This window comes from Paraburkholderia sp. 2C (assembly GCF_054589215.1).
Window position 1 is genome coordinate 1 of the sequence record NZ_BAAILL010000054.1, and the last position, 645, is coordinate 645.

The following is a 645-nucleotide window of genomic DNA, read 5'->3' on the forward strand; positions in this document are numbered from 1 at the left end:
CGTAGTCCGCGACGCTGAAGATCGGCGCCTCCGGATCTTTATTGATCGCGACGATCACCTTCGAGTCCTTCATGCCCGCGAGGTGCTGGATCGCGCCGGAGATGCCGACGGCCACATACAGTTGCGGCGCGACGATCTTGCCGGTCTGCCCAACCTGATAGTCATTCGGCACATAGCCCGCGTCGACCGCGGCGCGCGAGGCGCCCATGGCGGCGCCGAGTTTGTCCGCGAGCGGTTCGAGCACCTTCGTGTAGTTCTCGCCGCTGCCCAGACCGCGGCCGCCCGACACGATGATCGTCGCGCTCGTCAGTTCGGGGCGATCGAGCTTCGTTACTTCGCGGTTCACGAACTGCGAGATGCCGCGGTCCGCTGCGGCCTCGATCTTTTCGATCGGCGCGCTGCCGCCTTCCGCGGCGACCGGGTCGAAGCCCGTGGCGCGCACGGTGATGACCTTGATCGGGTCTTCCGATTGCACGATGGCGATGGCGTTGCCCGCGTAGATCGGGCGCTCGAACGTGTCGGGGCTATCGACTGCCGTGATGTCGCTGATCTGCGCGACGTCGAGTTTCGCCGCGATGCGCGGGGCGATGTTCTTGCCGTATGCCGTTGCGGGCGCAACGATGTGCGTGTAGTGCTTCGCCGCAT

1 protein-coding gene is annotated in these 645 nt (G+C 65.7%); it reads right to left on the minus strand.

Translation table 11 applies throughout. From position 1 onward, the window contains the following. Positions 1 to 645: electron transfer flavoprotein subunit alpha/FixB family protein (locus ACYPXD_RS28850; RefSeq protein ID WP_459719743.1), on the minus strand; the 645-nt coding region annotated here is incomplete at both ends.